The sequence below is a fragment of the Actinoplanes sp. NPDC051537 genome (assembly GCF_055586105.1).
Genome location: NZ_JBVJIU010000004.1, coordinates 517170 through 539606, shown reverse-complemented (window position 1 = coordinate 539606; position 22437 = coordinate 517170). Strand labels below are relative to the sequence as shown.

Genomic DNA, 22437 nt, shown 5'->3' with positions numbered 1-22437 from the left:
ACTACATCTATGGCCGTCAATATGGAAAGATCCTTAACACTATGGTTGCCTTCGAGCTGGCGGTTCAGGACTCACACGGCCTGGCCGTGGCGGCGCGGGTCGGCGCCGACCGCATCGAGCTGTGCTCGGCGCTTCCGCTCGGCGGTGTGACGCCCTCGCTGGCGTTCATCGAGGCGGCCGTCGCCACCCCGGGCATTCCGCCGGTGCACGTGCTGGTGCGGCCCCGGCCGGGCGGCTTCGACTACTCCCCCGACGAGCTCGCGCTGCTCCTGCGCGACGTCCGGCACGCCGTGACCGCGGGCGCGAGCGGCGTCGTGATCGGCGGCGTGCGCGCCGGCAAGCCCGACGTCGAGCTCATCGGCCGGGCGACCGAGCTCTGCGGCGACGTCACCTTCCACCGGGCCTTCGACACGCTGAGCGACCCGGAAAGCGCGATCGACACCCTCATCTCGTACGGGGTGAAGCGCGTCCTCACCTCGGCCGGCGCGGCGCGGGTGGCCGACGCGCTGCCCGCCCTCGCCGGGCTGGTGCGCGCCGCCGGCGGCCGCCTCGAGGTGATGGCCGGCGGCGGCGTGCGCCCGGAGTCGGTGGCGGCGATCGTCGGCACCGGCGTCGCCGCCATCCACGCCTCGGCCAAGCAGTTCCTCGCCGAGACCGTCGGCGTCTCGCTCGGCACCGCGGCCCCGGACGGCGAGACCGGCCGGGAGACCACGGACGAGGCCGAGGCCGTCGAGATCAGGGCAGCGCTGGCGCGGGCGACCGGGCGAACCGCACCTGCGACACCGGCCGGAACCGGTCGTCGAGAGTCACCAGCAGGCTGAGCAGCACGGCGAAGAAGACGGCGTTGCCCACGTTCAGGCCGCCGCCGGCGTGCCCGAGCAGCCAGCCGCTGCCGACCACCATGGCGACGTCGACGACCAGCCGGACGAAGAACGCGGCGAGGATCGACTCGATGCTCCCGGCCCGCCGGGCGATCGCGAGGCTGATCGCGGCGTTGACCACGACGAACGCCCCGATGCCGAGGAACAGCTGGAGGTCGGTCGAGGAGCGGCCGGGCAGCACCTGCCCGTAGATCACGCAGAGCAGCCCGATCAGGAACACCTTCTCGAGGGTGGCCTCGGACCACACCCGCCCGTGCGCGGCCACCCAGGAGTCCCGCTCGGCCGCGGTGTCGATCTCCTCCGGCAGCGGCTCGGCGGCCCAGCGCCAGCTCCACGCCGTTGCCGGCAGCCGCGGGCGCAGCCAGAACCAGAACCACAGCCCGGCGATCACCGCGAGCACCACCAGCACCGGCGTGATCCACGGGTTCGCGGCCACGGTGTCGGTGAAATCCAGCTGGGCGACGTGGATCCACCACTCCTGCGGGAGCTTCACGAAGACCCAGATGCACCCCGCGGTGATCACCCACCGTCGCAGGCTCACGCTCGCCGGGTTCCAGCGAAGGCGCACGATCTCGTACGCGATGAAGAAGTACTCGAACGTGTTGGGAAAGATCAGCAGGAGCGGCCGCCAGTCCAGCAGCTCGAACAGCACCACCCCGACCAGGCGGTAGAAGAACAGGAAGCGCGCGACCTGCAGGGCGGGCCGGCTCGTCCAGTTCCGCAGCACGGACAGGTAGGCGACGGACAGGTAGAACATGTCCATCGCCTTGTCGTAGCCCTGGTAGCCGGGCGGGTCGTAGCCGAACCACTGGAACACCGTCTGGTCGACGGCGTCGAGGACCAGCGCCGTCACGATCGCGGGCAGCGGGTAGCGCGGGATGAACAGCGGCACCACGAACCGCGCGCCCACCACGACCAAGAAGACCAGAGTCGCCTGAGCGCTCATGGCCGGATGCTCGCAGTCCGCGGACGCCCCGCACAAGCCCCGACCGGCGCTTTCATCCGGCGCGGATGAGCGTCCGTGGGTCGCCCGCATCGCAGAACAAACTCCTGCCATCGCGCCGATGCGAGCTGGTTCAGCTCCGAGGGCGGCACCGCATTCTTCGACCGATCCGGCGGGATGCCTCAGATCCAGTGGCACATCCGGTGCACCGGCGGAGGAGACCCGCGTCAGCAGGATCAAGGGGCATCACGCAGTTTGCGCCAGGGCCCGCGCCCAGCGCCCGGCTACACAAACCTCCCGCGTGGAGTCCCGGCGGCCCGCGATTGACGACCGCTACGCTGACCGCTCATGACTCAGGATCACCACGAAGATCAGCCGCCCCACGTGGAACCGGGCAATGAGCCCGCTGTGTCGAACCACGAATTCCCTCGTCGCCTTGCCGCGGTCCTGATTGCGGAAATCGGGATTCCGATCACGCTTTTTGGACTGGTAATTTATGGTGCGGCTCGGCTGGCCATCGAGGGTTACCTGGGCGAATTCGACTTGACAGCAAGCGAGGTGGGGCTGACTTACGACGAGATCCTGGCGCCGACGGCGGTGTTCGTCGTCATCGCGTTGCTAATCATCCTCGGCCTGGCCGCAGCGATCAGCCCCTGGACCTCAGAGGTTCGAAAATGGCTTTCCCGGATCAACCTCTCATTCGACTTCGACAAAACCGAGCAAACAGTTTCTGACTCGGTCTCCGTGATATTTGGCCTAACCCTCACCGGCGCCGTCCTTGTCGCCGCAGTACGCGGACTCATTGATCTCTTTCACCTTGCCACCGGGTTCGGGCCAAACTTTTCTGTCGACTTCTACCTGGGTTGTTTAGCTGTCGTCCTGGTAGGTTTGGGGATCTTTTTAGCGACGGGAGTGGTCTACTACAGCGTCACCGGCGTAATGCAGTTGTCAATTAGGTGGTCGGCAGGCTTCAAGCAGGCCAAACCAACCAGGCGTCAGGCAATCAGACGTACCGTCCTATATGCGCTTGCGACAGTTGCTCTCGCCGGCGTAATGGTCGGGGCTCGTGCAATAGGGCTTCACTATGCCTCGGAGGTCAAGGGTGGGAATGCGGTCCACGCAACACTGTTTGGAATATCTGTTCCGGGAGTCATCGCCAGTCCGGTACTGATCGACTACAACGATAATGCGTTCGGCAAACTTTCTGGACCACAATGTGCGATGTACCTTGGTCAGGACGGCGGTTTTTCCTTGCTCTACGACACATCATCATCATATTTGTATCGAGTGTCGTCTCTATCTGTCCGTCTCACCTATACCGAGGAGAAGTGCCCGGAGTCATAAGTGAAGCGGCGTGGGAAATCTCGTCACCCGTACCGATGTCGTCCTCTGGGGCATCGACCTCGAGGGTGGCATGGAACTGCGGCCGTGGGCGCCATGCCTCGACCGGCTCGCCACCAGCCCAGACGAGCCAACCCGACAGCTCGGGTGCTGCCCGGGGCGGCCGTGGAGAAAGAGAAGTTCGGGAAGCCGTCGACCACTCGCTCTCGCGGGCCGCCGTCCCGGCCGTATCGAAAGACCGCATGCATTTCGATCGGCCGGGCATCCACATGCGCAGCTGCTGACCTCCGCGACCTGGTGGGCCGCGGTACGCTACCGGCACCGAGCGTAGGGGGTCCCTTGAGCCGCTTCGTCGATGGCCTGATCGCGACCGCCGCCACCGCCCCCACGGGCATGGTGACCGGGGAGCCGGGCGCGCCGCACCGTCGCACGTGGACGGAGCTGCACGCCGAGGCCCGCCGCATCGCCGGCTCGCTGGTCGCGTCCGGTCTGCAGCCGGGGCAGGCGGTGGCGGTGCTGGCCGGGCTGCCCGCCGAGATCGCGCCGGTGGCCCAGGCGATCTGGCTGGCCGGCGGCAGCATGACGATGCTGCACCAGCCCACCGCCCGCACCGACCTCGGCCTCTGGCGGGACGACACGCTGCGCGTGCTCAAGATGATCGACGCCCGGACGGTCATCGTCGGGTCACCGTTCGAGGCGGTCACCGGCGTGCTCGAGGCGTACGGGATCAAACACCACCTGGCCGGCGCCCTGAGCGACGGCCCGGAGCTCACGCCGGTCTTCACCGGCGAGGACACGGCCGCGCTGCTCCAGCTCACGAGCGGGTCGACGGCCGAGCCCAAGGCGGTGCGGATCACCCACCGCAACCTGTTCGCCAACCTGACCGACTCGGCGCGCCACCTGGGCTGCGACGAGAGCGGCGTGATGGTGTCGTGGCTGCCGATGTTCCACGACATGGGCATGGTCGGCTGCCTGCTGCTGCCGATGCTGAGCGGGATGGAACTGGTCAGCCTCACGCCGACCGACTTCCTGAGCCGGCCGCTGGTCTGGGCCGAGGTGATGAGCCGGCACGGCGCGACGATCACCACGGCGCCGAACTTCGCCTGGGCGGTGCTGACCCGGCAGCTCGCCCGGGTGCCGGAGGGCTCGCTCGACCTGTCGGCGCTGCGGGTGGCGGGCAACGGCGCCGAGCCGGTCGACCCGGCCACCATGCGGGCGCTGGTCGAGGTGGGCGCCCGGTTCGGCCTGCGGCCCGAGGCGGTGAACTGCTGCTACGGCGCGGCCGAGAGCACGCTGGTGATCTCGATGTCGGCGATGGCCGACCCGATGCTGCTCGACACGGTCGACGCCGGTGAGCTCGAGGCCCGGCACCGCGCCACGCCGGTGCCGCACTCCGCCCGGCGGCTGCCGATGCTGGGCCGTCCCTTCCCGAGCGTCGAGGTGCGGGTGGTCGACGACAAGGGCACGGCGCTGGAGGACCGCCAGGTCGGGCGCATCCAGCTGCGGGGCGAGTCGGTGACGGACACGTACGTGACGCCCGACGGCGCGGAGAACGCCCGCGACGACGACGGCTGGCTCGACATCGGTGACGAGGGCTACCTGGTGGACGGCCAGATCGTGGTCTGCGGCCGCCGCAAGGACGTCATCATCATGGGCGGCCGCAACATCTACCCCACCGACATCGAGCGCGTGGCGGGCCGCGTCGAGGGCGTACGCGAGGGCAACGTCACCGCCATCCGCCTGACCCCCGGCGAGGACGACGTCGCCCGCGAGTCGTTCGCGGTGCTGGCCGAGTCCCGCCAGGCCGGCGACGAGGCCGCCGAGCAGCGCATCCGCCAGGAGGTGGTGGCCAAGGTGGTGGCCGAGATCGGCGCCCGCCCGGCCGTGGTCCGGGTGCTGCCGCCCGGCACGCTGCCCAAGACCCCGTCCGGCAAGCTCAAGCGCACCGCGGCCCGCTCACTTATCTGACGAGCCCTTCTTGTCATCGACGCCCCACACGGCGCCGTAAACCGTGCCGTCCTTGCCCACGTTCTGAACCTGCTGGTCGACGCTGACGTCGCCGACCAGCTGCCCCTCGAAGCCGACCACCTTTCCCTCGACGCTGCCGAGCGCCTGGCGCACGGTCACCCGGGTGCCGGTCGCCTCCCGCTGCTCGCCGCGGAACGTGAACCGCTGGCCGTAGGCGGCCTCCAGCAACGCCCGGAGCGTCCCCGCCCGTTCGGCCAGACCCGCATCATCCAGCTCGATATCGGCAAGCCCCTGCGCGTACGGCGAAAGAGCCCCCACGAGATCGACCAGCGCCGCCTGCTCCCGCTCGACCACCGCGGGATCGGCCACCGCGTCGACCGGCTCGCCGTCGAGGATCGTGTTCGCCACGATCGGCACGCGCAGCTCACCCTCCTTTCCGGCCTTGCGCCGTTCGCGCCACCCCTTCAGCAGCTCCGCCGCCTGCCCGTAGAGGAACTTGATCCCCTCGGCCGCGGCCACGCCACCGAGCACCGTCAAAGTCAGCGGATCCGGCATGTCAGCTCCATCTCCCGAAGTCCCACGGCCGTCCCGTGGCAAACGCTTCCCCGGTCAGTGCGGCCAATGCTCGCACCTCGTCGTCGGTCCGCCGGTCGAGCCCGTCCGCGACCACCCGGGCGAGCAGCGCGTCGAGCCCGGTCGTGTCGCCGAGCGCGAGCGGGACGAGCGCCGCCGCCCGGCCCGCCCGCCCCGCGCCGGCCCAGCGCGCCGAGATCAGGTCGCGGTAGGCGGCCCGGGTGTCCGGACCGTCCAGGGCGGAGTGCCGGGCCAGCGCCGCCGCCACGTCCGGCAGCGGCTCCCGGCACCACCGCCGGTGCTCGGCGACCAGGGCTCGCCGCTCGCGCCGGAACGCCGGGTCGTGGATGTGCCCGGCCAGCTCCTCGGCGAGCATCGGCAGCGTCTGGCGGCGTTCCGGTCCCCACATCGGCCGGTCGGCCAGCTCGGGCCGGCCGATCTCGTGGCAGCGGCCGGCCAGTGACAGCACGCCGGTCACCGCGTAACCGGCGTAGCTGGTCACCATCTCGGACGCGGTGACGAGTAACTGCTCGGCCGCCGCCCGGTCGCCGGCGACGGCCCGCGCACTGACGGCCCGCATCCGGGTGCCCCAGGAGTCGTCCTCGGCGGCGCCCCGCAGCACGTACTCCGCGAGACCGCCGACGGAAAGGCCACGCCGGTCTCCCTCGGCCGCGAGCAGCGCCGGCAGGTCGAAGGTGAACGTGACGCCCTCGTCGTCGAGCCCGGCCCGCAGGATCTGCCGCATCTGCTCGCGAACCCAGGGCACGTCGGGCGCGGCGATCACGCCGACGGCGACGCGCTGGAGTCCGATGTCCCGGTATCGCGGGTACGGGTTGCCGAACAACCACGCCAGCATCCGCTCGGTCAGCCGCTGCCCGTCGGGGTGGGCGATGATGTCTCCGAGCTCGATCGGCCGCTCGTACGCGTGATAGACGCTCGGATCGGGCACGGCCGGCGCGATGACGGTGGTGCCGATCTCGAGAGCGCCGAGCTCGGACGCGTCGCCGAGGGTTCGCAGCGTGCTCTCGGCCTTGGCCGTGGCCGCCTTGAGGATCGCCGGCGCGGGCGGCTCCGCGATGCCGAGGGTCCGGCCGGCGAGGACGGCCGCGGTCCGGCGCGCCAGCGCCGCGTGCAGGTGATGGAGATCCGCCGAGGAGTCGTGGAGCAGCTCCTCGGCCTCGGCCCGGGCGCCGGCCTCGGCCGCCTCCCAGGCGATGTAGAGCTTCAGCGCCTGGTTCCACACGACGGCGGTGCCGGTGCCGGTGGCGTAGTGGGACATCTTCTTGACGGCGCGGGGGATGTCACCGGCGTCGACCGCCTCGAAGACGGCGGCGGACAGGCTCTCGGCCGCGGTGGTTCCCCGGTACGCGGCCACGCAGCGCAGCGCCGGCAGCAGGTCGCCGCGGCCGAGCGCGATCTCCAGCGCCTCCCGCAGGTCGGCCAGCGACTGGTGGATGCCGAGGCGGTCGTGCTGTGCGAACCGGAAACGCACGTCGAGGACGACCCGGTAGAGGTCGTCGGCCGAGCCGTCGATGCGAGCCCGGGCGGCGAGGTGGTGGACGAGCCGGCGCAGGCAGTACTCGTCGGCCTCGGCCCAGTCCGGCTTGCGCAGGTAGTGCTCGGCGATCCGGGTGTGCTGCCCCAGCGGCTCCACGTAGTACCGGTTGCGCCGGACGCGGCCGCCTTCCTCGTACTCCTCGGTGGTCAGGAAGTCGGCGACCGAGCGGTGGTACAGGCGATACCCGGGGTCGCCCTCGGCCGGCTCCCGGACGTGCTCGATCGCCGGGGAGATCTCGTCGAGGTGGACGTTGAGCCGCGCCCGCGACCAGTCGAGCCAGCGCGGCAGGGCCCGGTCCGGCGCGACCGGGGTGGCGACCGTCAGGCAGCCGAGGAACGGTTCGTGCCGGGTCAGCCAGGCGTCGCCGCCGGCCGGCACGAGCCGGTCGAGGAACGTGCGGTAGAGGCCGTTCAGCCCGCGCGGGAGGGCGCCGACCTCGGCGCCCCGGGCCAGCTCCGCGAGCGCCCACCGCGCGTACAGGAAATTGCCGTCGGCCTGCACCACCAGATCGCCCACCCGGTCGGGAGTCACCTGCCCGGCGATGTAGTCGCCGAGGTCGGCGTCGGTGCGGGCGGCGAACTCGGGCGCCGAGAGGGTGATCACCCGGGCGTCGTCGAACGCGTCCACGACCGCCGGCACGTCGCGGCTGGTCATCAGGAACCGGACGCCGGGCGGGAAGTCGCCGGACCCGGCCAGCAGCCCGACGATCGCCGGCGCCTCGTCGAGGGCGTCGACCAGGATCGTGCGGGTGACCCCGGCGTCCCGCTCGGCCAGCCGTTGGAGCGGGCGGCGGACCGTACGGTGGTAGATGTCGCCCGGGTCGACCTGATTGACCACCAGGTTCTGCAGGGCGATGACGTGGCCCTCGTTGTGGCCGACCTGCTGCACGATCCGGGTCTCCGGCGTCAGCTCGGCGAGCAGGCCGAACGCGACCCGGTGGTCGGCCATGAGCTGCTCGGCGAGGTGCGTGGCGAACTGGGCCGGGTTCGCCTTGCCGTCCTGACCGCGGCCGACGCAGAAGTGCGCGGCGTCGATCCGCTCGCGCAGCGCCTCGACCCGGGCCGGCGCCGGTTCCCCGCCGGCCGATTCCCCGCCGGTCAGCCACTCGGCGATCGCGGTCTTGCCCCAGCCCGGCTCGGCGACCAGCAGCAGGAACCGTTCCCGGCGGCGGAACAGCCAGTCCTCGACCTCATCGAGGACCCATTCCCGTCCGACGACCATAGGGACGGACGTTTCCGTACGGCGGGAGCCCCGGTCAAGCCACCTGTTGGTTACAGGCCGTACGTCTTTCCGATGATGTCGCGCTGGATCTCGCTGGTGCCGCCGTAGACCGTGGACACCAGGGTCGCCCGGACGAGACGCTCCATGTCGTACTCGGTGGCGTAGCCGTACCCGCCCATCATCTGCATGCCGGCCAGCGCGACCTCCTTGGCCACCTCGGTGGTCTTGAGCTTGACCATCGAGCTCTCCCGCGGCCGCACCCGCCCCGGCTCGCGGTCGACCAGCTCGGCGGTGCGGTAGACCAGCAGCCGGCAACACTCGATCTCGGTGGCGAGATCGGCGATCCGGTGCCGGAGGACCTGGAAGGTGCCGATCGGCCTGCCGAACTGACGGCGTTGCTTGATGTACGCGAGGACGTCGTCGAAGGCGCGCCGAGCGGTGCCGAGCATGAGGGCCGCCAGGATCAGCCGTTCCAGGTTGAGGCCGGCCATCAGCTGCCGCCAGCCCTCGCCGGCCGTCCCGACCACGGCGGACGCGGGCACCGTACAGTCGCTGAAGTAGAGGTCGTTGACCTCGCGGCCGCCCATCGTGTCGATGCCGCTGATCCGCAGACCCTCCTGCCCGGCCGGCACCAGGAGCATGGTGAGCCCGTCGTGGTCGCCCGGTGCGCCGGACGTGCGCGCCACCAGCAGGATCGCGTCGGCGAAATGCGCGTTCGAGCACCAGGTCTTCTGCCCGTTGATCTGATAGTCGCCGCTTGATATCTGATTTGCGCGGCAGGCGAGGGCGGCGACGTCGGAGCCGGCCTCCGGTTCGGACATGGCGATCGAGTACGTCCGGCCGGCCGCGACCCCGCCGAGCACGGTCGCGCGCTGCTCGTCGTCGCCGAACCGCTGCACCGCCCCCGCCACGATCGCCGACGTCGCGAAGCCGCCGATCGGGGCCATGCCGTAGCCGATCTGCTCGAGGAACAGGCAGGTGTCGACCATGCCGGTGCCGCCCGCTTCGGTGCCGCCCGCTTCGGTGCCGCCCGCGCCGGCGCCGACCGCGAGCCAGCCGAGATCGGCCATCTTCTGATAGAGGCCCTGGTGGTGGGAGTGCCGGCCGCCGTCGGTGAGCGCGTCGCGCTGCTGCCGGGTGCCGGTCTCGCGCTTGCAGAGGTCGGCGACGGCCTCGGCGAAGGCCCGCTGCTCGTCGGTGAAGTCGAGATCCACGTCGATGCCTTCCGCCTGGCTGACCCGGGATTGACAGCGACCGTAGCATATCAAATATCAAATCTGGAGGTGCCATGGCCGCCGCCGAGGTCGCCCGTGCCCGAGCCGCCGCGGCGTGGTGGGCGGGGCTTTCGTTCGACACCCGCAAGACCCACCTGCTGGCCTGGAAGCGCCTGATCGCGGCCCGTTCCGGCGAGCTGGCCACCGTGATCCACAAGGAGACCGGCAAGCCGGTCGGCGACGCCCTGCTCGAGGTGATGCTGGCGGTCGAGCACCTCGACTGGGCCGCGCGCAACGCTTCCCGCGTGCTGCGCCGCCGCCGGGTCCGATCGGGGTTGCTGGCCGCCGACCAGGGCGCGGCGCTCGAATACCGGCCGCTCGGGGTGATCGCGGTGATCGGGCCGTGGAACTATCCGGTGTACACGCCGATGGGCTCGATCTCGTATGCGCTGGCCGCCGGGAACGCGGTGGTGTTCAAGCCGAGCGAACACACGCCGCTGGTGGGCGCGTGGCTCGCGGCGGCGTGGCGGGAGGCCGCGGGGGCGCTTACCCCGGGTACGCAGAGCAAGGCCACTGCAGACGCCGCAGCGAGCGGGGCGCTTACCTCGGATGCGCAGAGCAAGGCCACTGCGGACGCCGCCGCAGTGAGCGCGACGCTCACCCCAGGTAAGCAGAGCAGGGCCACTGCGGACGACGCCGCAGCGGGCAGGGCGCTTACCCCGAGTGCGCAGAGCAAGGCCACTGCAGACGCCGCCGCAGCGAGCGCGACGCTCACCCCAGGTAAGCAGAGCAAGGCCACTGCGGACGCCGCAGCGGGTGGGGCGCTTACCCCAGGTAAGCAGAGCCGCTCTGCTTACCTTGCGGCGGTGCTGCAGACCGTGACCGGCGACGGCGCCACCGGGGCGGCGCTCTGTGCGGCCGGCGTCGACAAGGTGGCGTTCACCGGGTCGGCGACAACCGCACGCAAGGTCATGGCAGCGTGCGCCGAAAAGCTGACGCCGGTGGTGATCGAGGGCGGCGGCAAGGACGCGATGATCGTGGCGGCCGACGCCGATCTCGATCTGGCCGCGCGGGCGGCGGCGTTCGGCGGGTTCGGCAATGCGGGGCAGACGTGCGCCGGCGTCGAGCGGGTCTATGTGCAGCGGGCGGTCTACGGCGGGTTCGTCGATCGGGTGCGGGCCATCGCCGAGTCGTTCGGGTCCGAGCTGCCCTACGGGCCGATGACCGTCGGCGCCCAGGTGGAGATTGTGCGCGCGCACATAGCCGATGCGGTGGAGCGGGGCGGGAAAGCGGTGGTGGGCGGGCCCGAGGCGGTGCGGCCGCCGTACGTGCTGCCGGTGATTTTGACCGAGGTCCCGGAGGACAGCATCGCGGTGACCGAGGAGACGTTCGGGCCGACGCTGGTGATCAATCCGGTGGAGAGCCTGGACGAGGCGGTGCGGCTCGCGAACGCGTCGCGCTACGGGCTGGCCGCGTCGATCTTCTCGGGCGACCGGCGGGCGGCCGTGCGGCTGGCGTCGCGGCTGCGCACCGGCGCCGTGTCGATCAACGGGGTGCTCGGCTTCGCGGCGGTCCCGGCGCTGCCGTTCGGCGGGGTGGGCGACTCCGGCTTCGGGCGCGTGCACGGCCCGGACGGGTTGCGCGAGTTCAGCCGGGCGCAATCGGTGACGTGGCGGCGGTTCGCGGCGCCGCTGGACCTCATGCGGCTCGGGCGCGACCCGGCGGTGCTCGATCGGGCGGCACGGATCTTCCGCGCCCGGCACGCTCGCGGCGTACGGCTCAGCTCCAGATCCCCAGGTCGTCCAGATGCTTGATGAGCAGGTCGGAGCCGTTGGTGAAATGCGAGGTCATCACCGTACGCGCGCCGGCCGCGTCCCGCTCGGCGAGGACGGCGAGCAGCAGTTCGTGATGGCGCCGCATGCTCGCGCGCCACGCCGGGTCGGAGGCATAGAACCGGGCCGGCGTGTAGCGGGTCGCCGTGTGCAGGAACCAGCTCAGCTTGCGGGCCTGCGCGATCCGGTTGATCGTGCGGTGGAACTCGTACTCCCGCCGCTCGATGTCCTCGATCTTGCGGGACCGGGCGGCCCGCTGGAGCGCCCGGTCGGCCACGGTCAGCTCGTCGACCTGCGCGTCGGTGATCCGCTCGGTGGCGCGAACGGCAAGCTCGCCGGCGATGTCGCCCTGGAGCTGGAAGAGGTCGATGACGTCCTGCCGGGAGAGCGGCGCGACCACGTAACCCCTGCGCGGCTGGAGCTCGACCATGTCCTCGCCGCGCAGGGTCAGCAACGCCTCGCGTACCGGCGTGATGCTGACGCCGAGCTGCGCGGCGACCTCTTCGAGCCGGATCCGCGCGCCCGGACGCAGATCACCGGACATGATCCGGCCGCGCAGCGCGGCGGCCACCTCTTCGGACAGCTGGGGTCGCATCCGCCGTACGGTATCAAATATCAAATATCGGCGAGAGGATGGGGCCGATGCGCCACCGCTATCGCAACCTCGAACGGATCGCCGCCCTCGATCCCGAGCGCGACCACCTGGAGATCTACCAGATCTCGGCCGGCCTGGAGTTCCCGTGGGACTACACCCGGGCGCTGGAGTTCGCCCTGTTCCGCACCTATTGCGTCCCGAGCATCTCGCGCCTGCTGGCCGCGACCGGCGAGTTCGAGCGCCGGCCCCAGAAGCGCTACGACGACACCGCCCTGCTGATGGCCGAGATCGCCGCCCACGGCTACGACTCCGAGCGGGGCCGTGAGGCTTTGCGCGTGATCAACCGGGCCCACGGCCGATATGCCATAACAAACGACGACATGATGTACGTGCTGGCCACCTTCGTCTACGACCCGATCACGTGGTTGACGCGCTATGGCTGGCGCCCGCTCCACGATCACGAACGGCTCGCGGCCTTCCACTACTACCGCGAGGTCGGCGCCCGCATGGGCATCCGCGCCATTCCCGGCAGTTACGAGACCTACGAGGCGTTCAAGCGCGACTACGAGCGCGAGCACTTCGTCTATTCCGACACGAACCGCCGCGTCGGCGACTACACGGTCGGCCTCTTCGCGGCCTGGTTCCCGCGTTTCCTCCGCCCCGCGGTCCGCCTCGGGGTGCGCGGCATGCTGGACGAGCCGATGCTGCGCGCCTTCGGCTTCCCGCCCGCCCCGGCGTGGGTGGGCACGCTGGCGTCGTCGGGCCTGCGCGTCCGGGCCGCGACCGTGCGCCTGGCCCCGCGCCGGCGCCACTCGGCGCTGGGCGTCTCCAAGCACAACCGCACCTATCCCGGCTATCCCGGCGGCTACCGGGTGGCCGACCTCGGCGCTCCGGCCCCGCCGGCCGACCTCGCCGCCGAACACCTGCGCCGCCCGTAGGCCGCGCCCCGACTTGCGGGAAGCCGCGGGCGACCTCTTGGTGGCCGACGAGGCCGCAGCAGCCACGAAATCGGGACGACGCCGCGCCGCGGAACCCCGGCCAAACCGCCACAGCAGCCAGCGGAATCGAGGCGACACCGCGCCGCGAAACCCCGGCCAAGCCGCCACAGCGGCCATGGGAACCGGGGCGACACCGGGCATCCGGCCAGGCGGCCGCATGAGCCCGCGGAATCGGGGCGACGCCCCGATCAGCGGGCGGCGGCCCGAACGGTAGTGGTCCGGGTGATCGGGGTCCGCCCCCGCCGGGCGAACCCCCGCGCCGCCGGTTGGTTGCCCGCCACGCGGACCGTCCGGCCGTCCTCGCCCGGCCGCGAACCCGAGCCGGTGCGGTTCACCATGCGGCGCAGGCTCGGATGGCGGGTCTCCCACGCCTCGCGGACCGGGGACGGCAGGTGCAGGTCCCGCCACACGCGGCGCAGCGCGGCCGGGTTGATCAGGTCCTCGACCTCGCCGCAGCCGGCCGCCTCGCACAGCACCTGCTCGTAGGCGTGCCGCAGCTGAACGGGATCGGCCAGGTCGTAGCGGCGGCGGCTGGCGTGCCCGCAGGCCATGTGGTGCGGCACCTCGAGGATGCCGAGGCTGTGTCCGTGCAGGTCGTCGATCCGGTCGGGAACGGCGGGAGCCCGATGTGCGGCGCTGCGGTTCCGGCGGCCGTCACGGGTGGCGACGTATGACATTCCCCCAGGCTAGGACGACCCGGCGCCGCCTTTCCGGGTCTCGCCGCCACCCGTGACGTGGGTCTGCCGATGAGGGCGGTGGGTCGGGTGCTACGACCTCCGGCCGACTCGCCGCCCGCCCTCATCCCCGAGACGGAGACGCATCATCGGTCCGCGGGCGGAGGCGCCCGGCCGGCCCCTTCCCTAGCGTCGAAATCCACGAAACACGGAGGATTCGCGATGCGGAAGTTGATTCTGGGTTTTCACGTCTCGCTCGACGGCCGGAGCGCCGGCGCCGACGGGATCCGAGACGTCACGACGAGCATCGACGACCCCGGGCAGGAGCGGTACTTCGTCGGCCGGCTGTGGGAGGCGGGGGCGTTCCTCATGGGACGGAACACCTACGAGCGCATGGCCAGGTTCTGGCCCACCTCCGACCACCCGTCGGCCAAGGCCATGAACGAGATCCCCAAGGTCGTGTTCTCCCGCACCCTGAAGTCCGCCGGCGAATGGCGCGAGACCCGGATCGCCGCCGGTGACACGGCCGAGGAGATCGCGAAGCTCAAGGCCGAGCCCGGCCGGGACCTCGTCGCGGCCGGCGGCACCGCCTTCCTGCACTCCCTGATCAAGCTCGGCGCCGTCGACGAATACCGGCTGTGGGTGCTGCCCGTCGCCACCGGCCGGGGCGCGCCGCTGTTCCCCGAGCTCGGCCAGCCCCTGAACCTGCGGCTGGTGAAGAGCACGCCGTTCCCGTCCGGCGTCCTCGAGCTGGTGTACGCGGCGGCCCAAAAAGCGGCCCAAAAAGGGGCCTAAGAAGAGGGCCGGCGAGCGGAAACGATCCAGGAGCGGGCGCCGAACCAGACCCCGTCGTCGCGCTGGTGGGCGGCCAGCTCCCGGCGCAGGCGGTCGAGGGCGGCCGCGGCGCCGGGCGGGTCGAGCCGCTTCAGCAGCTCGTTGGTGCAGCTGAATCCCTGGATCCAGGCGAGGGCGGACGGCACGTCGGGGCCGAAACAGAGGGGTTCCCGTACGTCGGTGAAGGCCACCTCGTCGAAGCCGGCCGTGGTCAGCAACCTCGTGACCGCCGGCGGGTCGGACAAGGTGAACGGGTCGGGGCCGGACCCCGAGGAGGTGCCCAGGCAGCGACGGATCACGGCGTCCCACTCGTTGCGCTCGGGGGACTGCCAGACCAGCGTCACCAGGCGGCCCGAGGGGCGCAGGGACGACGCGATGTTGGTGAAGGCGGCCACCGGGTCGGCGAAGAACATCGTCCCGAAGCGGCTTATCGCCAGGTCGAAGCCGGCCGCCGGGAAAGGGTGGGTCCCGGCGTCGCCCTCCTCGAACCGGACGTTGGTGAGTCCCTCCTCGCGGGCGAGCACGCGGGCGCGGGTCAGCGCCGGGGCGGAGAGATCGACGCCGAGCGCGGTGCCGTCGGCGGCGGCCCGGGCGGCCTCGCGGGTGGTCAGGCCGGCGCCGCAGCCGATGTCGAGGACGTGGTCGGCGGGGCGCACCCCGGCGGCCCGGCGCAGGGCGCCGTTCAGCAGCCGGAGCTCGGCGTCGTACCCGTCAACCGGCATGGGCGTAGGAATCCAGGAGGCCGGCCAGCTCGCGCGGGTGGCTCAGGGCGGGCGTATGGCCGCCGTCGATCTCGTCGGGCACGATGCCGAGACGCTCCAGCGCGATCCGGCGGACGAAGGCGAGCGGCAGCAACCGGTCGTCGCGGCAGGCGATGACCCGGGTCGGCACGTCGGGCCAGTCCTTCAGCGGGGACGGCTCGGACAGGCGGGCCTCGGACTGCGGGCGGGCCCGCCGCTCGGCCTCGGCGGCCAGCGCCGGCGGCACGTCCTCGTAGAACGAGATGTCCCGCGGCTCGTACCCGGTGTCGGCCCAGAAGTCGGCGGGGGCCTCGCCCGGCACCGGAATCATCGGAGCGACCAGCACCAGCTCGGCCACCGGCACCCGGTCGCAGACCAGCGGCGCCACGAACGCGCCCAGCGACTGGGCCACCACGATCACGCCGGACCGGTCGCCGATCGCGCCGGCAACCGCCGCGGCGTACTCCGGCAGACCCGCCGCGTCGTCCGAGCACGGCAGGTCGGGGGCGATCGTCTCGTGGCCGCGGGCGCGCAGCAGATCCTCGACGAGATGCCAGTACCAGCCGACGTCGCCGGCCCCGTGGATCATGACAAAGGTGGCCATGACCCACACCCTAGGCGGCACGTCTCAGAGCGACGACCCGTAGAGAGAGCCGATCACGTCGGCATAGCGTTCCTGCACGACCCGCCGCCGCAGCTTCAGCGTCGGGGTCAGCTCGCCGCTTTCCGGCGTCCACGTCGACGGCAGCACCCGGAAGCTCTTCACCTGCTCGGGCCGGGCCAGCTTCTCGTTCGCCGCGGCGACGGCCTCCCCCACCAGGGCGAGCACGGCCGGGTCGGAGGCCAGCGAAGCCACCGACGCGAACGCGATGCCCATGGCCCGGGCCATCTCGTCGTCGAGGACGATCAGGGCGGTCACGTACGGCCGCCGGTCGCCGATCGCCACCGCCTGCGCGATCAGCGGGTGGGCCCGCAGCAGGTTCTCGATCTGGGCGGGCGCGATGTTCTTCCCGGCCGACGTGATGATCAGTTCCTTCTTGCGGTCGGTGATCGTCAGGTAGCCGTCGTCGTCGAGCGTGCCCACGTCGCCGGTCGCCAGCCAGCCCTCGGCGTCGACCACCGGCTCGACGCCGCCGCCGGGGCGCAGATAGCCGGCGCAGACCAGGGGGCCCCGCACGAGGATCTCGCCGTCCGCGGCCAGTCGAAGCTCCATGCCCGGATTGACCCGGCCGACCGTACCCGTACGGAAATCGGATGGTGTGTTGATCGTCGCGGTGCCGGTCGTCTCGGTCATGCCCCACACCTCGAGCACGTCGAGCCCGATGCTCGCGAGGAAGAGCAGCACCTCGACCGGGATCGGCGCCGCGCCGCTGCCGGCCCACTGCATGCGGTCGAGCCCGAGCTTCGCCCGCAGCGGCCGCAGCACCTTGGCCTCCATGGCCTCGTGCTTGGCGGCCAGCGCCGGCGGGATGAGCAGGTGGTCGGCGCGCAACCGGTAGACCTCCAGCGCCACCTCCCGCGCGGCGTCGACGGCGGCCCGCACCGCGGGATCGGCGGCCGCGAGCTGCCCCTGGATGCCGGCCGCCATCTTCTCCCAGATGCGCGGCACCCCGAAGAACGAGAGCGGCCGCACCGTGACCAGCCCGGCGACGAGCTGGGCCGGGTCGGGGCAGATGGTGACGTGCCCGGCCCGGTAGATCGCGTTGTAGATGCCCAGCATGCGCTCGGCGATGTGGGCGAGCGGCAGGTACGCCACCGACGGCGCGTGGTCGGGCGTGGACACCGTGGCCTCGAGCACCACCGACTGGTAGATCACGTTGTGGTGGGTGAGCACGACCCCCTTGGGATCGCCGGTGGTGCCCGACGTGTAGAGCAGCGTGACCGGCTGCTCGGGGCGCACCTGACGCCACGCCTTGTCGAAGACCTCCGGATCGTCCCGGTGCAGGGCGGCGCCCCGATCCCGCACCGCCGCCAGCGAATCGCCGGCCACGAGCATCCGCGGCGGCGACGCGAGCCGGTCGAGGATCGGCTTCCAGCGGTCCGCGTCCTCGACCACGAGCACGGTCGCGCCGCTGTGCTCGGCCAGGTAGTGCAACTGGTCGGGGGCGAGCGTGGCGTAGACCGTCGACGGCACGGCGCCCAGGTGCACGGCGGCGAGATCGGCGAACCAGTGCTCGACGCGGCCGGACATCAGGATGAGCATCCGGTCGCCGGAGCGCAGCCCGAGGTCGGCCAACCCGCGAGCGAGAAAGGCCACCTCGTCGCGCAGCTCGCGCCACGTGTACGTGCGGTCGCCGCCGAGCGTGCCCAGGGCGGGCAGGTCGCCGAACTCGGTCGCGTTGCGGTGCAGCAGGGCGGGAACGGTCAGCCCTCGGGCGGTTTCGGCGCACCCTTGCGCCAGGGCGGGGTCCATCTCCGGAACCTAGACGCGGCCGGCCCGAAGCGGAAGGGGCGCGAGCGTATGGCGCGAATCCGGACAGCCATTGCGGGATTTCCTTGACAGCACGCGAAATCGGCCGCGTAAGTTAATCTATAATCACAAAGGGGAGAAGCCGATGACCGCGGCGCTCGCCGCCGGCCTGCCCGGCACCGTGGCCGGCCCGCAGGTCAACCGGTTCTGCGCGTCCGGCCCCGAGGCGGTGAACCTGGCCGCCCAGAAGGTGCGCTCCGGCTGGGAGGACCCGGTGCTGGCCGGCGGCGTCGAGTCGATGTCGCGGGTGCCGATGGGCCCGGACGGCGGCGCGTGGGCGCTCGACCCGGAGACCAACCTGGCCACCTGCTTCGTGCCGCAGGGCATCGGCCCCGCCGTCACCCTCGCTCGTTCCGGTGCTCGACCGGAGCGGACTTGTGATACACGAGCACGCGCGACCCGAGACCACGATGGACGATCTCGCCGCGCTGCCGCCCTCGTTCGCCGGGCTCGACTTCTTCGACGCCTGGGGCGCTGCAGCGATACCAATGGGTCGAGATGAACGAGGCGTTCGCGGCCGCCGTCCTGCACTTCGTCGACGACCTCAAGATCGATCCGGAGATCGGCGATCGCGCTCGGTCATCCGCTCGGCGCGACCGGCGCCATGATCCTCGGCACGCTCGTCGACGAGCTCGAGCGCCGCGGCGGCCGGTACGGCCTCGCGACCCTGTGCGTCGGCGGCGGCATGGGCATCGCGACCATCGTGGAGAGGCTGGGCGCGTGAGCGGGACGATCCGCCGGGAGCGCGGGGAGGACGGCATCGTCGTGCTCACCCTGGACGACCCGGCGCGGGCCGCGAACACCATGACCAAGGCATATGTACGCGACATGGCCGCGACCCTGGACCGGCTGGTGACCGAGCGGGACGCCATCACGGGGGGGTGGTCATCACGTCGGCCAAGAAGTCGTGGTTCGAGGGCGGCGACCTCGCCCGGCTGCGCGCGATCGGTCCCGGGGACGCGGCCGAGGCGATGCGGCAGGCGGCCGAGGTGAAGGGCCGGCCACGGTGTCGCGCGGGCCGCCGAGCTCGGCTTGATCGACTCCGTGGCCGCCGAGGATCGGCTCATCGACCGCGCGAAGGCCTGGATCCGCGACTATCCGGGCGCGATCCCCGGCGAGAAGACCGGCGACCTCGCCCGCCGGCGGGCCCTCGAGGTGGTGCGGCGGCTGCGCAAGACGCTGATCGTGGTCAACGACCGCCGCGGCTTCTTCACCAGCCGCGTGATCGGCACGTTCACCGACGAGGGCGTCGCGATGCTGGCCGGGGGTACCGGCGGCGAGCAGGCGAGCAGCCAGGCCGGCTCTCCGGCGCCGGTGCTCGCGCTGATGGACGAGCTGACCCTCACGCTCCCCCGCCGGATCCGCCGGATCCGCCGGGAGCACCCGGGCCGCTACGGCCCGCGCTTCGACCCGCCGGCGCTCCTGCTGGCCAAGGCGCGCGGCGGGTCGACGTTCGGCTGAGGCACGCCCTACCGGCGGCGGCGCCGCAGGGCCATCATCAGGCCGGCCACGGAGATCAGCGCCGCGACCGCCTCGGCGATCGCGGACGGGACCTTGCCGCCCACGTTCCAGCTGTTCTCGTAGAGGTTCGGCAGCGGGCCGATCTGACCCACGTTGACGTAGGTGTAGAGCGTGACCGCGATCGCCGCGCTCGCCGCCACCAGCAACGACAGCAGCCAGGTGATGACGCTCGGCCGGATCAGCACGAGCAGCGCGACCACGATCGCGACCACGGCCTGGATCCGGAAGAGCGTGCCCTCGGACATCACCGAGGACTTGAAGCCGTCATATTTGCCGGCATAGTGCAGGTGGACGTAGGCGTCGACGCCGAGCAGCGCGGCGGTGACCACCGAGAGCAGGCGCTCGGCGACGGTGACGCGGGCGCCGGTGGTGGCGTGGACGGCGGGTGTGCGGGAAGCGTGATCGGTCATGGGTCCGGACTCCTTCGTGCGGTCGTCCCCTAAAACTCCGAACGCCGTCCGTCCGGGTCCGGTTCACCCGGGCCGGGTGCCGTATCGTCGGACGATGCCCGATTCCGTAACCCGCCGCGGTGACGCGGCCGCCCGCCGCCCCGCCGCCGGCTCGCCGGGCAAGGCCGCCGGTGGTCCGCCGCTCAAGACCAAGGCCGAGAAGCGCGCCGAGGCCAAGGCGGCCAAGGCCCGCGCCCGGCAGATGCGGAAACGCCGCCAGATCCTGACCGTCGGCGGCGCCGCGGTGGTCGTGATCGCCCTCCTCGTCGGGCTGGTCGTGTGGATCGGCAACTCGTCGTCGTCGCCCACGCCGGCCGCCACCCCTTCCGCGGACGCCGGCACCGCCTCCACGGCGGCCGCGTTCCCGCCGGTTCCCGCGGGCGCCGACCCCGCCCTGAGCAAGAAGCCGGCGGCGACCGCGGGCACCGGCGCGGTCACCGAGCTCAAGACCACGACCCTCATCGAGGGCACCGGCCCGGCGGTCCAAAGCGGCCAGACGATCACCGTGAACTACGTCGGCGTCACCTACGCCGACGGCAAGGAGTTCGACTCGTCCTGGAAGCGCTCGGAGGCGTTCAGCTTCCCGATCGGCGCCGGCAACGTCATCAAGGGCTGGGACCAGGGCCTGATCGGGGTCAAGGTCGGCAGCCGGGTGCAGCTCGACATCCCGGCCGGCCTGGCCTACGGCGACCACCCGAGCGGCGGCCGGCCGGCCGGCACGCTGCGCTTCATCGTCGACGTCCTGTCGGCGTCCTGAGCACGATGACCGACAACGCCCCGGAGCGCCGGACCGCGCTCGTGCTGAACGGCGACGAGGAGGTGGGCGCCGCCGTCGACGCGCAGCTGGGAACGGCCAATCTCATCCTCAGCAAGCGCGCGGGCGCCGGTGGTCCCGACGTGAGCTTCTCGACCAACGACGAGTTCTGGCGGGCGGTCCTCGGCGAACGCGTGCGCAGCGGGTCGGTCGTCCGGCTCGGCAACTTCGCCGTCTCGGAATGGTTCCCGCGGTCGCCCGGGCTGTTTCACACCGCGCACGGCATGACGAGCCGCGAGATGGCCCTGGACAACCTCTATCCCGCCGATCGCGCCGAGGTCGCGGCATTGCGCGAGGTGGACCCCTCGCTGTCGGTGTTCAACCTGACCGGCAAGAGCGCCATGCTGAACGGCGGGTACGGCTGCGTTCGCCTGCGCGACCGGCTGACCGACCGGGGACGCCTGTGGTTCATGTCGGCGTCGGCCACCGGGATCGCCCACGAGGGCGTCCCGGTCGGCCTCCCCGAGGACATCCGCGCCCGGCTGATCGATGACATCGTGAGCCGGGGCGCGGTCTTCGGCGACCTGGTCGGCCGGCTGCTGTTCGTGCCGACCGTCCTCGACCCGCTGTACGCCGACTACACCGGCGTCCCGCAGCTCTACCTGCTGGTCGAGGAGTTCCGGCCGGCCCGGCACGCCCCGGCGCTGCCCGTGATCGCGAGCGCGGCGGTGTCCTTCCGGCAACGCGAGCACGACGAGTTCCTGACCTTCGCCGCGGCGTACGTTCCCTTCCGGCCCGGCGCCGGCGGCAACCTCGAGCGCCGCCTCGGATGGCTGGAGGCCTACGTCGAGAAGCACGACGGGACGGTCATCACCGACTTCGACGAGCACCGTTCGCGCTTCCGCCACGCCCCGTTCTCGCTGCACAAGGTGGCCAACGGGGAGATCGAGAAGGCCGAGGTGGTCGACGCGCTCGGCGGCAGCCCCTACTGGCGCTACCGCTCCGGCGGACCGCCCCTGACCGTCATCGTCAACCGGCTGATGGTGGGCCAGAGCCGGCTCGGCGTCGAACGCGCCCGCATACGGGACGGTGAATGATCACCAGGGGATGACGCCGTTGTCGTCGAAGAAGCCGCCGGTCGGGCCGTCGTCGGGGATCGTCGCCAGCTTGATCGCGATGGCCGCGCCCTGCTCCGGCGTCCGCACGCCGCGGAAGCCGTTCAGGTCGGTCGCGGTGAAGCCGGGGCAGCCCGCGTTGATCAGGATGTTGGTGTCCCGCAGCTGCTTGGCGTACTGGACGGTCACCGCGTTCAGGAACGTCTTCGACGGCGAGTAGGCGACCGAGATCGGCCCGGTGTCCCCGCTCGAGGTCTGCCGGGTGAGGGAGCCGACCGTGCTCGACATGTTCACGATGCGCGGCGACGCCGACCGGCGCAGCAGCGGCAGCATCGCGTTGGTGACCCGGATGACGCCGATCACGTTGGTCTCGACCGCCCGCCGCACGGCGTCGAGGTCGGCGCCGATCGGGTCCTGCGGCATCCCGCCGGTGATGCCGGCGTTGTTGATCAGCACGTCCAGGCCGCCGCTCTCGAGCTGCTCGGCGGCCGCGGCCACGCTCTCGTCGTCGGTCACGTCGAGCGGCACCTCGAAGGCCTTGCCGCCGAGTTTCGCCACCGCGGTCTGGCGGCGCTCGTCGTCGCGGGCGCCGACGCCCACGGTCCATCCCAGCGCCAGAAGCCCCGCCGCGATCTCGTACCCGATCCCCTTGTTCGCGCCGGTGACCAGCGCAATCTTCGTCTCGCTCATGAGTCGATCCTGGGCGCGCGGGGCCGTGGCGGCCAACACCGTCTGAGTACCCGGCGATACCCCGCG

At 71.6% G+C, this 22437-nt stretch carries 22 protein-coding genes and 1 pseudogene; 12 read left to right on the top strand and 11 right to left on the bottom strand.

Going from position 1 to position 22437, the window contains the following annotated elements; all coding sequences use genetic code 11:
• Positions 1–41 precede the first annotated feature (41 nt).
• Positions 42–821 (top strand): copper homeostasis protein CutC, encoded by a 780-nt coding sequence (locus ACZ6TB_RS12245; RefSeq protein WP_465553497.1) that lies wholly within the window; start codon positions 42–44, stop codon positions 819–821.
• On the opposite strand, the gene ACZ6TB_RS12240 is transcribed toward ACZ6TB_RS12245, so the two are convergent.
• The gene (locus tag ACZ6TB_RS12240; RefSeq protein WP_465553495.1) at positions 736–1827 is read right to left on the bottom strand and encodes a hypothetical protein; all 1092 of its coding nucleotides are present in this window, start codon (positions 1825–1827) and stop codon (positions 736–738) included. The genes ACZ6TB_RS12245 and ACZ6TB_RS12240 overlap by 86 nt on opposite strands.
• 345 nt (positions 1828–2172) lie before the next feature.
• On the opposite strand from ACZ6TB_RS12240, the gene ACZ6TB_RS12235 reads away from it, so the two are divergent.
• Together ACZ6TB_RS12235 and ACZ6TB_RS12230 are read left to right on the top strand one after the other, a co-directional pair.
• Positions 2173–3168 carry a hypothetical protein gene (locus ACZ6TB_RS12235; RefSeq protein WP_465553493.1) on the top strand — a complete coding sequence of 332 codons (996 nt, stop codon included), beginning with the start codon at positions 2173–2175 and terminating at the stop codon, positions 3166–3168.
• Between the two features lie 336 nt (positions 3169–3504).
• Positions 3505–5133, top strand: a complete 1629-nt coding sequence (locus ACZ6TB_RS12230; protein ID WP_465553491.1) for a fatty acyl-AMP ligase — start codon at positions 3505–3507, stop codon at positions 5131–5133.
• Here ACZ6TB_RS12230 and ACZ6TB_RS12225 read toward each other — a convergent pair.
• From ACZ6TB_RS12225 to ACZ6TB_RS12215, 3 genes are read right to left on the bottom strand one after another with little or no spacing between them, the layout of a single operon-like run.
• Positions 5122–5688 carry a hypothetical protein gene (locus ACZ6TB_RS12225; RefSeq protein ID WP_465553489.1) on the bottom strand — a complete coding sequence of 189 codons (567 nt, stop codon included), beginning with the start codon at positions 5686–5688 and terminating at the stop codon, positions 5122–5124. The genes ACZ6TB_RS12230 and ACZ6TB_RS12225 overlap by 12 nt on opposite strands.
• A 1-nt stretch (position 5689) precedes the next feature.
• Positions 5690–8485, bottom strand: a complete 2796-nt coding sequence (locus ACZ6TB_RS12220; protein WP_465553487.1) for a hypothetical protein — start codon at positions 8483–8485, stop codon at positions 5690–5692.
• A gap of 50 nt (positions 8486–8535) precedes the next feature.
• The gene (locus tag ACZ6TB_RS12215; protein WP_465553485.1) at positions 8536–9699 is read right to left on the bottom strand and encodes an acyl-CoA dehydrogenase family protein; all 1164 of its coding nucleotides are present in this window, start codon (positions 9697–9699) and stop codon (positions 8536–8538) included.
• A gap of 83 nt (positions 9700–9782) precedes the next feature.
• On the opposite strand from ACZ6TB_RS12215, the pseudogene ACZ6TB_RS12210 reads away from it, so the two are divergent.
• Together ACZ6TB_RS12210 and ACZ6TB_RS12205 are read left to right on the top strand one after the other, a co-directional pair.
• Positions 9783–10226 (top strand): annotated as a pseudogene (locus tag ACZ6TB_RS12210) (aldehyde dehydrogenase family protein); the annotation flags it as partial.
• Positions 10200–11513, top strand: a complete 1314-nt coding sequence (locus ACZ6TB_RS12205) for an aldehyde dehydrogenase family protein (RefSeq protein WP_465553662.1) — start codon at positions 10200–10202, stop codon at positions 11511–11513. The pseudogene ACZ6TB_RS12210 and the gene ACZ6TB_RS12205, both read left to right, overlap by 27 nt.
• On the opposite strand, the gene ACZ6TB_RS12200 is transcribed toward ACZ6TB_RS12205, so the two are convergent.
• Positions 11479–12126, bottom strand: a complete 648-nt coding sequence (locus ACZ6TB_RS12200; protein WP_465553484.1) for a GntR family transcriptional regulator — start codon at positions 12124–12126, stop codon at positions 11479–11481. The genes ACZ6TB_RS12205 and ACZ6TB_RS12200 overlap by 35 nt on opposite strands.
• 47 nt (positions 12127–12173) lie before the next feature.
• Here ACZ6TB_RS12200 and ACZ6TB_RS12195 point away from each other — a divergent pair, with 47 nt between their 5' ends.
• Complete coding sequence (locus ACZ6TB_RS12195; protein WP_465553482.1) at positions 12174–13064, top strand: oxygenase MpaB family protein; 891 nt, start codon at positions 12174–12176, stop codon at positions 13062–13064.
• A gap of 248 nt (positions 13065–13312) precedes the next feature.
• On the opposite strand, the gene ACZ6TB_RS12190 is transcribed toward ACZ6TB_RS12195, so the two are convergent.
• The gene (locus tag ACZ6TB_RS12190) at positions 13313–13801 is read right to left on the bottom strand and encodes a hypothetical protein (RefSeq protein ID WP_465553480.1); all 489 of its coding nucleotides are present in this window, start codon (positions 13799–13801) and stop codon (positions 13313–13315) included.
• 219 nt (positions 13802–14020) lie between these two features.
• Here ACZ6TB_RS12190 and ACZ6TB_RS12185 point away from each other — a divergent pair, with 219 nt between their 5' ends.
• Positions 14021–14593, top strand: a complete 573-nt coding sequence (locus tag ACZ6TB_RS12185) for a dihydrofolate reductase family protein (protein ID WP_465553478.1) — start codon at positions 14021–14023, stop codon at positions 14591–14593.
• On the opposite strand, the gene ACZ6TB_RS12180 is transcribed toward ACZ6TB_RS12185, so the two are convergent.
• Genes ACZ6TB_RS12180 through ACZ6TB_RS12170 form a run of 3 tightly spaced genes read right to left on the bottom strand, consistent with a single transcriptional unit; the run spans position 14590 to position 17785 of the window.
• Positions 14590–15354 (bottom strand): class I SAM-dependent methyltransferase, encoded by a 765-nt coding sequence (locus tag ACZ6TB_RS12180; RefSeq protein WP_465553476.1) that lies wholly within the window; start codon positions 15352–15354, stop codon positions 14590–14592. The genes ACZ6TB_RS12185 and ACZ6TB_RS12180 overlap by 4 nt on opposite strands.
• The gene (locus ACZ6TB_RS12175; RefSeq protein ID WP_465553474.1) at positions 15344–15976 is read right to left on the bottom strand and encodes an alpha/beta fold hydrolase; all 633 of its coding nucleotides are present in this window, start codon (positions 15974–15976) and stop codon (positions 15344–15346) included. The genes ACZ6TB_RS12180 and ACZ6TB_RS12175 overlap by 11 nt, the downstream gene beginning before the upstream one ends.
• 24 nt (positions 15977–16000) lie before the next feature.
• A complete protein-coding gene (locus ACZ6TB_RS12170) occupies positions 16001–17785 on the bottom strand; it encodes an AMP-dependent synthetase/ligase (protein WP_465553472.1) in 1785 nt (594 codons plus the stop codon).
• 142 nt (positions 17786–17927) lie between these two features.
• Between ACZ6TB_RS12170 and ACZ6TB_RS12165 the strand changes: the two genes are divergently transcribed.
• The 3 genes from ACZ6TB_RS12165 to ACZ6TB_RS12155 all read left to right on the top strand — a co-directional run bounded on the left by ACZ6TB_RS12165 (position 17928) and on the right by ACZ6TB_RS12155 (position 19303).
• Positions 17928–18344 (top strand): thiolase family protein, encoded by a 417-nt coding sequence (locus tag ACZ6TB_RS12165; RefSeq protein WP_465553470.1) that lies wholly within the window; start codon positions 17928–17930, stop codon positions 18342–18344.
• A 102-nt stretch (positions 18345–18446) separates the two neighbouring features.
• The gene (locus tag ACZ6TB_RS12160) at positions 18447–18566 is read left to right on the top strand and encodes a hypothetical protein (RefSeq protein ID WP_465553468.1); all 120 of its coding nucleotides are present in this window, start codon (positions 18447–18449) and stop codon (positions 18564–18566) included.
• Positions 18567–18874: 308 nt separating this feature from the next.
• Positions 18875–19303 carry a 3-hydroxyacyl-CoA dehydrogenase family protein gene (locus tag ACZ6TB_RS12155; protein WP_465553467.1) on the top strand — a complete coding sequence of 143 codons (429 nt, stop codon included), beginning with the start codon at positions 18875–18877 and terminating at the stop codon, positions 19301–19303.
• Positions 19304–19311: 8 nt separating this feature from the next.
• On the opposite strand, the gene ACZ6TB_RS12150 is transcribed toward ACZ6TB_RS12155, so the two are convergent.
• Positions 19312–19773, bottom strand: a complete 462-nt coding sequence (locus ACZ6TB_RS12150) for a hypothetical protein (RefSeq protein WP_465553465.1) — start codon at positions 19771–19773, stop codon at positions 19312–19314.
• Between the two features lie 94 nt (positions 19774–19867).
• On the opposite strand from ACZ6TB_RS12150, the gene ACZ6TB_RS12145 reads away from it, so the two are divergent.
• Both ACZ6TB_RS12145 and ACZ6TB_RS12140 read left to right on the top strand, forming a co-directional pair.
• Positions 19868–20569, top strand: coding sequence for an FKBP-type peptidyl-prolyl cis-trans isomerase (locus ACZ6TB_RS12145; protein WP_465553463.1), 702 nt, complete (start codon positions 19868–19870; stop codon positions 20567–20569).
• Between the two features lie 5 nt (positions 20570–20574).
• Entirely contained in the window at positions 20575–21663 is a 1089-nt protein-coding gene (locus ACZ6TB_RS12140; RefSeq protein WP_465553461.1) for a hypothetical protein, read from the top strand.
• Here the strand turns inward: ACZ6TB_RS12140 and ACZ6TB_RS12135 are convergent, their stop codons facing one another.
• On the bottom strand, positions 21664–22371 hold the full coding sequence (locus ACZ6TB_RS12135) for an SDR family oxidoreductase (protein WP_465553459.1): 708 nt from the start codon (positions 22369–22371) through the stop codon (positions 21664–21666). It lies immediately after the preceding gene.
• Positions 22372–22437: the final 66 nt, after the last annotated feature.